Source organism: Sphingobacterium haloxyli (assembly GCF_002980525.1).
Classification (GTDB): Bacteria; Bacteroidota; Bacteroidia; order Sphingobacteriales; family Sphingobacteriaceae; genus Sphingobacterium; species Sphingobacterium haloxyli.
Window position 1 is genome coordinate 265,847 of sequence record NZ_PVBQ01000006.1, and the last position, 14,240, is coordinate 280,086.

At 45.2% G+C, this 14,240-nt stretch carries 10 protein-coding genes; 8 read left to right on the forward strand and 2 right to left on the reverse strand.

Annotated features, from left to right (window positions below):
• Nucleotides 1-94: 94 nt before the first annotated feature.
• On the reverse strand, nucleotides 95-694 hold the full coding sequence (locus C5745_RS10080; RefSeq protein ID WP_105716867.1) for an RNA polymerase sigma factor: 600 nt from the start codon (nucleotides 692-694) through the stop codon (nucleotides 95-97).
• 132 nt (nucleotides 695-826) lie between these two features.
• Between C5745_RS10080 and C5745_RS20480 the strand changes: the two genes are divergently transcribed.
• The 5 genes from C5745_RS20480 (at nucleotide 827) to C5745_RS20235 (ending at nucleotide 2,754) form a co-directional block, all read left to right on the forward strand.
• Entirely contained in the window at nucleotides 827-1,066 is a 240-nt protein-coding gene (locus C5745_RS20480; protein ID WP_105716868.1) for a hypothetical protein, read from the forward strand.
• Between the two features lie 301 nt (nucleotides 1,067-1,367).
• A complete protein-coding gene (locus C5745_RS10090; RefSeq protein ID WP_105716869.1) occupies nucleotides 1,368-1,991 on the forward strand; it encodes a fibronectin type III domain-containing protein in 624 nt (207 codons plus the stop codon).
• Nucleotide 1,992: 1 nt separating this feature from the next.
• On the forward strand, nucleotides 1,993-2,406 hold the full coding sequence (locus tag C5745_RS10095) for a DUF5675 family protein (protein WP_105716870.1): 414 nt from the start codon (nucleotides 1,993-1,995) through the stop codon (nucleotides 2,404-2,406).
• Nucleotides 2,403-2,597: a hypothetical protein gene (locus C5745_RS10100; protein WP_105716871.1), complete on the forward strand. Its 195-nt coding sequence runs from the start codon at nucleotides 2,403-2,405 to the stop codon at nucleotides 2,595-2,597. The genes C5745_RS10095 and C5745_RS10100 overlap by 4 nt, the downstream gene beginning before the upstream one ends.
• Nucleotides 2,590-2,754 (forward strand): hypothetical protein, encoded by a 165-nt coding sequence (locus C5745_RS20235; RefSeq protein WP_165793065.1) that lies wholly within the window; start codon nucleotides 2,590-2,592, stop codon nucleotides 2,752-2,754. The genes C5745_RS10100 and C5745_RS20235 overlap by 8 nt, the downstream gene beginning before the upstream one ends.
• A gap of 86 nt (nucleotides 2,755-2,840) precedes the next feature.
• Here C5745_RS20235 and C5745_RS10105 read toward each other — a convergent pair whose 3' ends face one another.
• The gene (locus tag C5745_RS10105; RefSeq protein WP_105716872.1) at nucleotides 2,841-6,935 is read right to left on the reverse strand and encodes a hybrid sensor histidine kinase/response regulator transcription factor; all 4,095 of its coding nucleotides are present in this window, start codon (nucleotides 6,933-6,935) and stop codon (nucleotides 2,841-2,843) included.
• Nucleotides 6,936-7,153: 218 nt separating this feature from the next.
• On the opposite strand from C5745_RS10105, the gene C5745_RS10110 reads away from it, so the two are divergent.
• From C5745_RS10110 to C5745_RS10120, 3 genes are all read left to right on the forward strand, one after another.
• Complete coding sequence (locus C5745_RS10110; RefSeq protein ID WP_105716873.1) at nucleotides 7,154-9,115, forward strand: glycoside hydrolase family 97 protein; 1,962 nt, start codon at nucleotides 7,154-7,156, stop codon at nucleotides 9,113-9,115.
• A gap of 148 nt (nucleotides 9,116-9,263) precedes the next feature.
• Entirely contained in the window at nucleotides 9,264-12,401 is a 3,138-nt protein-coding gene (locus tag C5745_RS10115; protein ID WP_105716874.1) for a SusC/RagA family TonB-linked outer membrane protein, read from the forward strand.
• An 11-nt stretch (nucleotides 12,402-12,412) separates the two neighbouring features.
• Entirely contained in the window at nucleotides 12,413-14,200 is a 1,788-nt protein-coding gene (locus tag C5745_RS10120) for a RagB/SusD family nutrient uptake outer membrane protein (RefSeq protein WP_105716875.1), read from the forward strand.
• Nucleotides 14,201-14,240: the final 40 nt, after the last annotated feature.

A 14,240-nucleotide genomic window follows, 5' to 3' on the forward strand; every position in this document is an offset into this window, starting at 1 on the left:
ATTGAAGTTTCATTTATATAAACAGGTAACTGTTGTGATAGTCCCATAAGAATTTACAATTTTTTAAAAAAAACTTAAAACTGAGTTTTTATAACTAGGGTCGTGCTTGGAATAGAACTAACAAAAATATCAGGTGAGGAAGCCTCGACTTTAAAAGTTTAAGCGCATTGGTGATCTGGTTTTTTACGGTTTTTTCGCTAATACCTAATTTTTCAGCAATTTCGCGATGCGTGAGATACGCTGTTCTGCTTAGTTCAAATATTTCCCGCATTTTAGGAGGGAGTTGCTGGATTTCAGATTGAATACAGGCCTGCAATTGTTTTTCACGTATGCGATAGTCGGTATCTGCTACATAAGTGTTGGCATACCTGGATAGATTGTCGAGGTATCTGTCGACAACTTTGTTATGCACCAGGCTATTGATGAACATATTTTTGAGCATTTGGTAGAGATAGGCAGAAAGATTGATTTCGCTATGCAAGGTGTCTCTTATATCCCATATCTTCGTGAAGACGCGTTGAAGGAGATCTTTAGTATCCTCCCGGTTTTGGATCAGTCCATAGGCATGTACATATAACGCCCCACTGTAACGCTCGTACAGGACAGCAAAGGCCTTTTCGTCGTCTTGACGAATAAGATTGATGAGGACTTCATCAGCAAGTTTGTTGTAGTCGCTATTTTTTATCCCGTTCATTTGCTGATAAAACGAAAAATGGTTGGAATCGATTACGTTATTTTTATATAAGTGGCAGTAAATATAGTTCTTTATTGAAAATTTTGTGTATTTGTTACGATATTTTTACCGCCGCGCTACATTGGCTTCGTAATGGGGATGTTTGCGGAGTCATTGATAATAGCTTTGCCGCGTTTTATCTACTTTGGGAAAGATAGTTCTTTTCTTTCGGAGGAAATCGGTGTCGTTATGTACATATACATGTGGATGCACGCACGTGATATAACGGTTTTGTACCACGACATAGCCGTTATGTCTTGTGTGTTATTGCTGTTTTCACTGGACATACGCGTGATGTACTATGCGTTGACGATGCCTGCACGCTACCTGTGAGTTTTGTTGGATGACTTGTTGGTCAACTACAGGTAGCGGTGCGCGCTGTCCCGTATCTGGACGCATTTTTCGCCGGACTTCTCGGCGATGTGCCTTGCGTTGTGCGTTTTGTACCGTGACATAGCCGTCAACTACAATGCGGTAGACGCTATGTACATGTACAAAATGGGGCCTTTTTCGGTTAAATTTTATCAAATCTTATCAATTTCTATCAAATCCTATCAAAAGTTCATTCGAGGCTGAGTTGCTTTTTACGTTTGTACTGTTCGATCTCGCGAGGAGAACATAAAAAGCATAAAAAATGGCTACAAAATTTAAAGCGCTTATCGGCTTTACACGAATGAAAGACGATGAGCTCATGGTAACCGCTGCAACGATCATCGGTGCTATGACAGACAATGTACACTTCGAACAACCAACGCCTGCATTGGCGGCGGTACAAGAACTGTTGGATGATTTCTCGGCGAAGCTAACGGCTGCAAGGCGCCGCGGCTCACCAGAGGAAACAGCCCTCAAGAATGAAAGTCGCCTGCCCTTGGAAGCAGCACTGCGCCAGCTGGCGTATTACGTAAATGGCGTGGCAGAGGGGCACTTATCGACCTTGTTGAGTTCGGGCTTCCCCACCAATGGAGCAAACGGTTCCGTCCAGGTACCGCTGAAAACGGAAGGTGTAAAACTCAGCGACGGTAGGCAATCCGGGCAGGTGAGGCTGGACTTTGATAAACAGCGCAACGTGTTGATGTATGAGTATCAATACCGCCTGCAGGGCGAAAATGAGTGGAGTGAGCGCTTCGCGACAAGCTCATCGCGTGCCAATATTATTGCACCGTTGACGGCAGCCGAACGCTATGAAGTGCGGGTGCGCGCACTAAACACGCAGGGAACCGGAGATTGGAGTGATAACGCAACAATGGTGGTCAGATAATATGGCATTGAAGAGCACCTTGGTTCTCCGACGGACTTACGGAGAACAGGGAACCAACGGAACGATTTACTTCAACGGCGAGAAGATCTGCCATACGATCGAGCTCCCTTGGCGCAACAATCTGCAGCGCCTGAGCTGTATCCCGGAAGGATGCTACAAGCTGGAAAAGCGGAAGTATACCAAGCACGGCGAACAGATCGGTATTCCGGCTGTCCTCGGGCGGGAAGCCATCTTGATCCACGCGGCCAATAATGCTATGAAGCAGTTGCTGGGTTGCATCGCACCTGTCACCGAGCTCACCGGCGAGGGCACAGGTATCGAAAGTCGTAAAGCGTTGGATAAACTTAAGGCCTTGGTCTACAGTCTGTGGGATCGGGGAGATGAAGTGTTTCTTTTAATCCGGGAGGGGCGATGAAGAAGGTCATCCGGAAAATCAGCCAGGCAGTACAGGTGGTGCTGCTGGCACCCATCAAGCTCCCGGCGAAGGCGATGAGCGTGTTGAAGTACATCGCGGTTGGATTAGGTATCATCGAGCAGGTGATGCAGGAGGAGGATACTGAGCCAAAAGCCGAAGGAAAGGAGGGAAGCGATGAGGCTCATGAGTAATGTGCAGTTTGGCACGCTAGGTGGGACGGTATGCTCGCTATGGAGTAGTTTTGATTGGGGAAACTTATTGCACAGCGCATTGATCGCCGTGATAGGCGCTGCGGTGAGTTACCTCACCAGCCGGTTGCTGGAAGGCCGGCGGCGAAGGCGACGATAACTTGTTTTTTTAATGTTGTGGAAAACTCCCGGGGTGTGAACCTCGGGAGTTTTTTTGTCATAAGTTCCGATTAGATATCGTATCGGTTAACGCAATTTTCTGAATTCCTTTGGCGTAACCTTATTTCGTTTCACGAATTCACGGTAGAAATAGGACTTGTTAGACATGCCACTCTTATACATAATTTCTTGTACCGATAGGTTGGTAGATACTAACAGTCGCTCGGCAGTTAGGAACCTATAGTCTTTAATAAAATCCATCAGGGATAGTGAAGTAATATTTTTCACTTTTCGATATAGACTGCGCGGACTCGTATTCATTATTTCAGCAATATATGCCGGACTTAGTGCCGGGTTTTCAATATGCTCATCTATGATCGCAATAAGTGTTGATATGAGTTTCTTATCATCGCGGTGAACGATATTGTTCATGGTGGTCTCATAGGCGCTTTCGGGAGAGTAGAAATAATCACGCATGACTTCGTTCTTTTTGACAAGCCGATCAATATGTGAACGCAACAAGGAGAGCGAAAAGGGTTTGGTTAAGTAAACGTCTGCACCCGATTGTATACCAGCTTCTTGTTGTTTCTCCGTGGCTTTAGCAGATAAAACAACGATGGGAATATGTTTATAAGACTTTGTATTCCTTATTTCCTCAATGAGCTGTATGCCGTCTTTATCAGGCATCATAATATCCGTGACAATCAATGACACGCTTTCCGTTGTTAGTATCTCAAGGGCCTGCTGTGCACCGTGGGCAGTTAGAATAGCAAACTCACTAGCGAGATAACTGGATATCATGGATATGATATCCGGATTGTCGTCCACCAGCAAAAGGGTAGGACGTACATTTTCTGCTCTTACGATCAGCGTGGTGTCTGCCCGTTCACTTGGGATAGTCTCTTCAGCATCCGCAGCTGCGATGTAGGGAAGTACTACGCGGAAAAGGGTGTACTGATCGACCTCGCTCTCCACTACAATGTGGCCTTCCAATAGCTCGACCATCGAACGGCAGATGGACAAGCCTAAACCGGTGCGACCTGTTAACTGCATATACCCGTTGGCGTCGTCGTTTTGGAGAATGTGATAAGGCTCGAAGATGTTCGAAAGCTCGGACGCTGCAATTCCTTTACCGCTGTTGTACACTGATAGCTCCAATATATCCCCTTTCCGGTTTAGATCAATTCTGACGGTACCGTTTTCACCTACATATTTAAAAGCATTCGAGACCAAATTATTTAGTATCCGCTGAAAGAAGGCTGTATCTGTATTCCATATGAGATCCGGCTCAATAGACTCGACATAGTTTATATGGGCTTTTTCAGCAATTAAACGAAAGGACTTGAGATATTGCATCGCTAAAGGCGTAAGTTGTACATCTTTTTGGATGTGATAAGTAGGGGTAGCCTTTTCAGGATCGTGTATATCCAGCAATTCCCGAATCAAACCCTCCAACGCAACAGTATTTGATGTTAGTGTGTTCAGGTGCTCCTGGTATGCTGATTCGGAACGCGGAACGCCTTCTTTCAGGACTTCGCAGATTCCCTTGATGAGGGTTAGGGGCGTATAAAACTCATGCGTCATATTGGTGAAAAATGCGAGCTTCGACTCTAAGAGTTCTTTGCGTTGATTCTTCTCCATCTCCCGCTGTGCTTCTTCTCGCTTTTTTAATGCGATGCGCCTTGAAAGCGTATAAAGATAGAGACCTATTGCTGCAAGTAAGATAATATATATAACAATAGCACTGGTCGACAGATACCAGGGCGGTAACTTAACGATATAAAGGCTTTCAGTGCGTTCGCTGTCCGGCGCGACATCATTTTTGTAACGTACTTTTAATGTGTATCGGCCAGCTGGTAAATTCGTGAAATCGATCTGGTTGCTGTTGGTGATAGCGATCCAATCGTCGTGATAATTGTCTAATTTATAGCTATATGCATAGTCTTTATTCAGGTAGTCGAGCACGGTGAATGAAAGGCTAAAGGAGGGAACGGAAGCCGGGATTTCAATGCCCTTGCCCGCGCTGCGTGAAAAGACAGACAGCGGGTGGCTTTCGCCTTTAATCTTGATATCAAAAAAGTGAAATTTACTCGGATGGGTAGATTCTTGCTGCAACAACTGCTTGGGGTTTACCCATGTAAAGCCATTTACGGCGCCAAAGTATAACGTGCCGGTGTAAGGGCATTTCCAGTAGGCATCATCCGAGAATTCATTAATTTCGAGTGTAGGTGCAATATAATTATGAAACAGCTCATTGTGCGGGTTGTACTTGATTAAACCTCTGCTAGAACTTAACCATAAATACCCCATCTCATCGCCAAGGATACCGTGTATCATATCATTTACAAGACCATTTTTCTTATTATAATGTTTAATATCTGAAACGGCAGCACGATGCAGATTAAATGCTGTCATTCCGGAGCTTGATCCCAGGTAATACGAATGGTTTGGGTCGCGCCACACGGTTAGCACATCAGTGATGGCCAGGCCATTTTCGGGGTCAATAACGGGTAAGAAATTGTACGTATGTGTATCCATGTCGAATTCGGCGACGCCTCGGCCGCCCCGCAAGCCAACAACAAGCTTCGACGGATCGCCGTACACCATGGACTGGATTTCGTTTCCGGCAAAGCTTTCTCCTCTAAGGAGGTGATTTTGGGCCGACCGAACCTGTATTGCACCGCCTATTTCCGTTATATTTACTTCGACCAGACCGAAACGGGTCGAGGCGAGCCATAGTTTCCGATCACTGGTCTCCAGTATAGTGTGTATGCTCTCCAATAACGGCTTACTGTTGGGAAGTACGGCCTCCCGTATAGTATGGTCTCGGTAACTGTAGTAAAACAAGCCCTTCTCGGTCCCGATCCAAAACAGATCATGGTACTTACTTTTGGCCATACCGAAGATCTGCGATGATAGCAGACCCTCACGTTTGTTAAAGCGGGCAACAGGCTGTTCGCCTACTGTGATGCTATTGCTTGAATGGGTGTATTTAAACTGTATCAAGCCGTCACCATTGGTGCCTACCCATATATTGCCAAGTGAATCCGTTAATATTGCTCTGACTGGTTTGTTGGTAATGTCGGTGATGGATAAGTTCAATTGTCCGAATAACGGCGCCGAAGCACTGTGCTGCTGTACGCCCTGCCCATCTGTACCAATCCATAATAGGTCCTGATACCGATCTGTAAGAAGACAGAAGACCGAAACTCCCGGCCGTATCCAGACACTTAGATCTCCATTGCCGCGGCCAACCTTCAATACGCCAGAGTTTTTTAACGCGACATAAACGGATTTATCATAGTATTCAATTTGTGCAATAAAGCCATAGTCTTCATGGATCAGGGATTTGATATTATTTAGATGATGTGTGCGGGAGGTGAGCAAATCGTACTGGAACACATCAAATTGGTCGTCTACGAAGTAAAGATCGTTACCGGATAGGCATGCTTTCACGATCCGGCGCTTGTGTATTTGTACTTCCTGACCACTAATTTTTTCCTTTCCGCTGATCTCTGCTATATTTTTGGAAAATAGATGGCCATCGTTTTTTAATATCAATAAGGCGGAGTCGACGATAAACAATCTATTGATATTGAGCAAACTCAGGTCTTTATTAGCGAGGATGATGCTATCGACGCTGCCATCCCCTGATGATTTATAGTGAAGCAATAGGTGATCACTTGGTATCATCCAGGAGTCGCCACCAGCGTCTGATTCAATATGTACCAGTTTAGGTAAGGAGGGGTACGAAGCTGTTATTTTGCGGGTTAACAAAGATAGTTTGTTCAATCCCATCGTCGTGGAAATCCAGATGTGATTTTTGTCGGCAGCGGTAATTTTATAGATGATATTGCTGCACAAAGACAGCGGATTGGACGGCTCATGCCTATACGTAATAATTTCTGTTCCGTTATAGAACGATAACCCATCATAGGTACCGAACCACATATATCCCAGGTGATCCTGATAGGTATATAATACCGCATTATTGGGTAAATAAATGTTAGGTCTATTTTGCTGCTGTGCGACAGCAGCCGACCATGCTAATAGGAGAATAAGGGAAACCGAAAAGTATCTTAATTGACCAATAATCTTCATTATAATGACTAGTAGCAGTTTATAAGTATAGATGCGTTGGCCTAAAGATACAACTTTCACCGATGCGATGATATATGACACGTAAGGGAATGGTGTCTTATTCCGTCAAAAAGGTATACTATTTTGCATCTGGTTATTCAGTGTACCTTTTTGGCGTAAATAGGGCCTGCGTTTCTATAACCGACGATTACTTTTGTGAAGTTATAAATCTGTATACCAATTGATCTGCCCTTATAAAAAGCAATAGTAGACCATATTGTATTGAACGAACACACTTTTAAAATAGAAATAATAACTTAATGAAGAAGATTGCTTGTGTATTCCTGCTAGCTGCGACCATGACGACCGCGAACGCGCAGAAAGGGATTAAACTGACCTCTCCTAATGGTGATGTGACCACGGAGATTAAACTGACGGATAAGATTTATTATTCCGTACTATGTAAGAACGATACCCTGTTGCATGACAACTCGCTCGGGCTAGAGCTCGATAATAGGGTACTCGGGGATCGACCCAAATTAATAAGTAAAAAGGAGCAACAGATCAAAGAGCAATTGAAGCCTATCGTTCCGTTAAAGTTTTCTACTATTGATAATGTATATAATCAGCTTGTACTTCGTTTTAAGGATCAGTATGCCGTCGAGTTCCGCGCTTACGACGATGGTATTGCTTATCGGATCATTACCGATATTAGGGACAGTATCAATGTCGTATCGGAGGAGATGGATATCAACTTCACATCCGAAAATCTATTGCATGTACAGCAACCAGGTGGTTTCAAAACAGCCTACGAAGAAATCTATACCCACATCAATAGCACGGAGTGGAAACCTAATGGCAGGATGGCCGTACTCCCTATGCTTATCGACACAAAGAAGCCGTATAAAATATTGGTTTCAGAATCAGATCTCAGTGATTATCCCTGCATGTTTGTGAAAAGCAGCGGTCGGAATGGAATCACCGCGACTTTTCCTAAAGTACCGGTGAGGTTCGGCGAGGATGGCGATCGTAGCGTGAAGATCCTGGCAGAAGCGGATTACATCGCAAGAACGACGGGCCGGCGCAGCTTCCCATGGCGTTACTTTGTGGTCTCGAAGCAGGACACCGAGATCATTACCAACACCATGACGTATAGGTTAGCAACGAAAAATGTACTCGCTGACGCTTCATGGATTAAACCGGGCCAAGCTAGCTGGGAATGGTGGAACGGCGCAAAACCTTATGGCCCGGATGTGGACTTTGTATCGGGTTATAATTTGGATACGTATAAATATTTTATCGATTTCGCGCATAAATTTGGTATGCAGTACATTATCATGGACGAAGGATGGGCGAAAAGCACAAGAGATCCCTATACGCCGAATCCAGACGTAGATGTACATGAGATCATCAAATATGGTAAGGAAAGAAATGTGGGTGTATTTTTATGGTTAACGTGGTTGACCGTTGAGAAGAACTTGGGCCTGTTTGAACAGTTTGCTTCATGGGGTGTGAAGGGGGTAAAAATCGATTTTATGGACCGGAGCGATCAATGGATGGTTAACTATTACGAGCGTATCGCGAAGGAAGCGGCCAAACACAACCTGCTGGTAGATTTTCACGGCTCCTTTAAGCCTGCCGGACTGGAATATAAATACCCCAATGTAATCTCTTACGAAGGGGTGCGCGGTATGGAGCAAATGGGAGGCTGTTATCCCGACAATAGTGTGTACTTGCCTTTCATTCGTAATGCGGTCGGTCCAATGGATTATACGCCAGGCGCCATGATCAGTATGCAACCTAATGTATATAGAAGTGAGCGGCCGAACTCGGCAAGCATCGGCACCCGCGCATATCAAATGAGCCTGTTTGTAATTTTCGAAAGCGGTATACAGATGCTAGCTGATAATCCTACGCAGTATTATCGTAACGCGGAATGTACGGACTTCATCACCAAAGTACCTACAACTTGGGACGAGACGGTTGCATTGAACGCAAAAGTAGGCGAATATGTTATTGTCGCAAAGCGTAAAGGGGAGAAGTGGTACATCGGTGGCATGACAAACAGTGAAGAGGACTGGCGCAATTTTCAACAAAAACTAACCTTCCTGACTGCTGGGAAAACATATAAAATGACCAGCTTCAAAGACGGGATTAATGCAGTTGAACAGGCAATGGATTATAGGAAAGAAGTGGCTGAGGTGACTGTCCATTCATCGATCGAAATAAAGCTGGCTAAAAGCGGTGGCTTTGCTGCCGTTATAGAACCCTTAACCGAATAGATTAAACAAATTATAACCCTATAAAACTAAAAATATGTGATCACAAAGAAAATTATGATAACGCTATTTATGATCAGCAAATTATTGCCGATGTAAACCTGTTACATACAGGAGAAATGATTACCAATTAACAAATAAACTATAACCAATGAAGAAAAAGGAATTTACCAAAATTCGAAGCATCAAACGGGGGATGCAGGTAAGTACGCCTCTATGTGCGATGTTACTGCTGTCGGCCATTAACCTAAGTCCGACCGTGGCTGGAACGTCCCCTTTATCAGCTGCAAAAGCCAATATTATAAGGGCTTCGGTGCAGCAGCGTACCCTGTCAGGTAAGGTGACAGGCCCAGATGGTACACCGCTGGTAGGTGTTACGGTTTCCATCGCCGATTTTTCCATATCGACACAAACGGATAGAAACGGGGAATATGACTTTCGCATTCCCGAAGAGGCTAAAACCGTTCGATTTACTTTTGTGGGATTTAAGGAAGTCGAACAGCCGCTACAAAATCGGACTCGCATTGACGTACAGCTTGAAGAGGTTTCTGACGACCTTGAAGAGGTAGTGGTCGTGGGATATGGTACACAGAAGAAAATACAGACCTTAGGTGCCCAATCAAACCTAAACGTAACAGAGCTGAAACAACCTGTTGCCAACATCAGTACGGTGCTCGCCGGGCGGGTATCTGGTGTGGTCGGGATGCAGCGTAGTGCCGAGCCTGGTCTGGATGGTGCCCAACTGTGGATCAGGGGTTTCAATACCTTGAACAACTCTAGTCCGCTTGTATTGGTTGATGGGGTAGAACGGAGCTTCAGTAACATTGACCCCAACGATATTGAATCATTTAATATTCTAAAGGATGCTTCTTCAACATCGGTATATGGTGTACGCGGTGCCAATGGGGTAATACTGATTACCACAAAGAAGGGAATGGCGCTGGATAAACCGCGAATAGAAGTAGATTATTACCAGGGTATAACCGAATTTACGCGTGTGCCCGATATGGTCGATGGCGTGACCTATATGCAGATGGCTAACGAGGCTAATGTGACGAGAGGAAATTCGCCGATCTACTCGGAAGACCGGATACGCAAAACACTTTCCCAGGAGGATCCGATGCTCTACCCGGATGTAGACTGGTTTAAGGAAATATTTAACCGGTTCGGGAACAACCGCAAGGCCAACCTCAGTATCCGGGGTGGTGCACCGCGAATGAACTATTATGTATCGGCAGGCTACTACGATGAAAAAGGCCTGTTTAAAACCGATGGCCTATCGCAGTATAATTCAGAGATTGCTTTTAAACGGTATAACTTTACTTCGGCTTTAACCGTACATGCGACGAAAACGACCACGGTTGATCTGGGGGTAAAAGGCTGGATATCGAACGGAAATTATCCAGGTACAGGGACAAATGCCATCTTCTCATCGGTCTTTAACTTATATCCGATCTTATATCCGGTAAAATACCCGGATGGTTCAGAACCTTTTGTATCTACCGGTGGTGGTTTGAACAACCCATATGGATTGTTGACCAATCGGGGATACGTGACGACTTATGAGAATCAGATGATGTCGGACATCCATGTCAAACAGAAACTGGATTTTATTACTGAAGGACTTTCGGCTCGTGTCCTATATTCTTTCGATGCACAGAATACAAATAGATTAAATCGATCCAAAATACCTTATACGTACTATGCGCAGACGCGCGATGAGAATGGTGAACTCGTCTATGAACGGACAGATGGTGGATCCGGTAAAGATTACCTTGATTTTAGTCGTAATAACGGCGGACAAAGACAATTTTACCTGGAATCGGCTATTAATTATAGCCGCGACTTTGGTGGACACTCGGTTAACGGCTTATTCTTATATAACCAATCAGACCGGATCAGTGCCACAGCTGGCGATCTGATTGGATCAATTCCATACCGTAGCCGTGGGATTGTGGGTAGGGGAAGTTATGCCTATCAGGATAAATACCTCGCGGAAGTAAGCTTCGGATATAACGGATCGGAAAATTTTGCACCCGAAACCAGATATGGAATTTTCCCATCGTATGCTGTGGGATGGGTGCCCTCGAACGAAAAGTTCTGGGGTAATATGGATCAGGTGATTCAATTGTTGAAGGTTAGGGCATCGTATGGTTTAGTGGGTAGTGGTGACATTAGTGGAAGGCGATTTGCCTATATTGCCACGGTAGCCAATACGGGTGGATACAGTTACGGCCAAAACAGAGACAATAACATTGGCGGATTAGATATTGGCGATTATGCCTCGACAGTAACTTGGGAAACGGAGAAGAATACCAATATTGGTCTTGAACTTAAAACCTTTGATAATGCGTTGGAAGTGATGGTGGATGTGTTCAAGCGTCGTAGGGAAAATATTTTCCTGACCCGCGCATCAGTCCCCGCCTCGGTAGGTCTACGTTCTAACCCGCTGGGTAACCTGGGAATCGCAGAAAACAAAGGTATCGACATCACCGCCAACTTCAGTAAGCAATGGGGCGAGTGGGGCGCTACCTTCCGAGGTACATTTACGTACAACTCGAACAAGCTGATCGAAAACGACGAACCCGCTAAACCGTATCCATGGATGGAGAAACGTGGACATCGTCTTTTTCAGCGCTTTGGCTATATTGCGGATGGTTTCTATACGCAGGAAGAGATCGAAGATCCGACGGTTGCACGTACCGCAGGCATCATACAGGCGGGCGACTTAAAATTCAGGGATCTTAATGGCGATGGCGTAATTGATGCGAATGACCAAACCGCCATCGGACTGGATCATGTACCTCAGATTTTATACGGTTTTGGTCTTACGGCAGCTTACAAGGGGTTCTCTTTAGGGGCTTTTTTCCAAGGAGTGGATAAAGTAGAATTTTCCCTTTCGACCACTTTCATGCCTTTCCGTGCTGGATCTGCCCGTGGAAGTTTGTTTAACAATATTCACGACCGCTGGACGGAAGACGACCAACGGCAGGATGCATTTTATCCCCGTCTTTCTTATGGTGATATTAACCAGAACTACACGGCCTCAAGCAGCCACTGGATTCAAAATGGTCGCTTTTTACGGATGAAGACTTTGGACTTTGGCTATACGATACCGAAGGGTTCTTTTAGTAGTTGGGGCGTGGAGAACGCACGTATCTATTTCATCGGTTACAACCTGTTGACCTTTAGTCCGTTTAAAATGTTTGATCCGGAGCTGGGTAGTGGCGCAGGCGATCGATATCCAAATATTAAGACGTATAGCTTAGGTCTGAACATTACTTTTTAATTCTGCTAATTATGAACACAAAAATAAAAACATATATAGGGCTGTTGCTGATACTGATATGCAGTTCATGCGATAAGGATTTCTTTGATCAGGTACCCGATGACCGCCTGCAGATTGGAGATATTTTTAAACGCCGTACGACAACCGAGCAGTATTTGGCGAATATATACAATCGGATTCGCGCACAGATGGACTGGCGCTTTGACAACAGTTTCGAAAGCTTGTCGGACGACATTGATGTGACTTACAACGATATGGCACCCTTCCAGCTGAATATTGGAAACTGGGACCGTAATACTAGCGCCTTCAACAGGTGGGGCCACTACTATCAGGGCATTCGCTCGGCTACATTTTTTATTCAGAATGTAGACGTAAATCCAGAGGTTCCAGACGCTGAAAAGACGAAATGGAAGGCCGAAGCCCGCTTCCTCCGTGCTTACTTCTACGCCAATCTAATGATGCAGTATGGCCCGGTGATCCTTATGCCTGAAGAATTGCTTGCACCGGATGCAACCATTGAGGAAATCAGCCTCCCGCGAAATACGTATGACGAATGTGTCGATTATGTCGTCAACGAGATCAATACGGCTATCCCTGACTTGCCAATGACCCCGGTAAACACACGGGAATGGGGGAGAATAAACCGCGGAATGGCACTTGCTTTTAAATCGCGTGTACTATTATATGCTGCCAGCCCGCTATTTAATGGGAATACCGATTATGCAGACTTTAAAAACCTGGATGGTACGGTACTGGTCAGCCAGCAATATGATGCCAATAAATGGAAGCTGGCAGCTGATGCCGCGAAAGATATGATTGATTTCGGTCAGTATAGTCTTTATGTGGAACGGGATGCAGGCGGCGCCATTAAGCCGTATGAATCCCTAAAGAACGTGCATCTGACGGATTGGAATTCAGAAGTAATCATGGCCCGTGTATCGGATAATTTTGGGCCGGACAAAATGGGCTCGCCACGAAATGTCGGCGGATGGTCGGCCTTCGGACCAACGCAGCAACTCGTGGATGCCTTTTTTATGTCCAACGGACGACCGATAACTGATCCAGCCTCGGGATACAGCGAAACGGGCACAACGGCGCAGGATACAAGATATTACGCACCCGGCACCTCGAATATGTATGTCGGCCGTGAACCGCGCTTTTACGTGGCCATTACTTTCAACCTCAGCAAATGGATAAACAACGACAGGGGAAGTAATAACCAGCCAGTAACCGTACAGATGTACAGTGGCGGAAATAGCGGTCTCTATAACGGTCGTAACTATTCCAGGACAGGATATGGCGCCAGAAAACTGGTGCATCCGAGTACGACACTGGAGCCCGATCGTATCCAAGGGCGTTTGGAAGTACAGCTCAGATTGGCTGAAGTTTATCTGAATTATGTAGAGGCTTTGAACGAATATGATCCAGAACATCCGGACATTGTAAAATACCTGAACATGATCCGCGAAAGAGCGGGAATCCCGCAATACGGTTCAGCAGATGGAATGGTGCCGGTACCGGGGGATAAGGATGCCATGCGGCAGGCCATACAGCAAGAGCGCCGTGTTGAACTGTGCTTTGAAAATTTACGGTACTTTGATACACATCGCTGGAAGATAGCTGCTCAAACCGACGGAGGCGATTTCTATGGGATGAATATCGAAGCGACAACATCTGCCGGATTCCATCAACGCACTGTTTTTGAAACCCGTCAATGGAAAGACAAGCAGTACCTGTGGAATATTGTACAGGATGAGCTGAATAAAAATAGAAATCTCGTTGAAAATCCAGGGTGGTAACTACATTCGACTATAGCAAATAACGAAAGCAACTATAATG

Excerpts from the sequence above, each read along its gene's own strand:
- C5745_RS10080 (WP_105716867.1), bottom strand. The coding sequence starts at position 694 with ATGAACGGGATAAAAAATAGCGACTACAACAAACTTGCTGATGAAGTC.
- C5745_RS20480 (WP_105716868.1), top strand. The coding sequence starts at position 827 with ATGGGGATGTTTGCGGAGTCATTGATAATAGCTTTGCCGCGTTTTATC.
- C5745_RS10090 (WP_105716869.1), top strand. The coding sequence starts at position 1,368 with ATGGCTACAAAATTTAAAGCGCTTATCGGCTTTACACGAATGAAAGAC.
- C5745_RS10095 (WP_105716870.1), top strand. The coding sequence starts at position 1,993 with ATGGCATTGAAGAGCACCTTGGTTCTCCGACGGACTTACGGAGAACAG.
- C5745_RS10100 (WP_105716871.1), top strand. The coding sequence starts at position 2,403 with ATGAAGAAGGTCATCCGGAAAATCAGCCAGGCAGTACAGGTGGTGCTG.
- C5745_RS20235 (WP_165793065.1), top strand. The coding sequence starts at position 2,590 with ATGAGTAATGTGCAGTTTGGCACGCTAGGTGGGACGGTATGCTCGCTA.
- C5745_RS10110 (WP_105716873.1), top strand. The coding sequence starts at position 7,154 with ATGAAGAAGATTGCTTGTGTATTCCTGCTAGCTGCGACCATGACGACC.
- C5745_RS10115 (WP_105716874.1), top strand. The coding sequence starts at position 9,264 with ATGAAGAAAAAGGAATTTACCAAAATTCGAAGCATCAAACGGGGGATG.
- C5745_RS10120 (WP_105716875.1), top strand. The coding sequence starts at position 12,413 with ATGAACACAAAAATAAAAACATATATAGGGCTGTTGCTGATACTGATA.